At 55.8% G+C, this 618-nt stretch carries 1 rRNA gene; it reads right to left on the minus strand.

Features of this window, described 5'->3' with window-relative positions:
- Positions 1–618, minus strand: a 23S ribosomal RNA gene (locus ACW7G2_RS14040); the annotation flags it as partial.

The raw sequence follows: 618 nt of genomic DNA on the forward strand, positions 1-618 counted from the left end.
TTGATAAACAGTCGCAGCGGCCTGGTCACTGCGGCCCCCGACAGCTATAGCTCGCATGAGCCACCATCAGGGGCGCACCTTCTCCCGAAGTTACGGTGCTATGTTGCCTAGTTCCTTCACCCGAGTTCTCTCAAGCGCCTGAGAATTCTCATCCTGTCTACCTGTGTCGGTTTACGGTACGGTCTGCGTAAGCTGAAGCTTAGAGGATTTTCCTGGAAGCGTGGGATCAGTGACTTCGCTCTAATGAGCTCGTCTCGGTGCTCGGTCTTAAAGGGACCCGGATTTGCCTAAGTCCCAAACCTACTGCCTTTCCCCGGGACAACCAACGCCCGGTACACCTACCCTTCTCCGTCCCCCCATCGCACTTACGCGAGGTGCTGGAATATTAACCAGCTTCCCATCGACTACGCATTTCTGCCTCGCCTTAGGGGCCGACTCACCCTGCGCCGATTAACGTTGCGCAAGGAAACCTTAGACTTTCGGCGTGCGGGTTTTTCACCCGCATTATCGTTACTCATGTCAGCATTCGCACTTCCGATACCTCCAGCAGACCTCTCGATCCACCTTCAGCGGCTTACGGAACGCTCCTCTACCGCGCACATTGCTGTGCACTCCAAG

This window comes from Luteimonas sp. A277 (assembly GCF_054052045.1).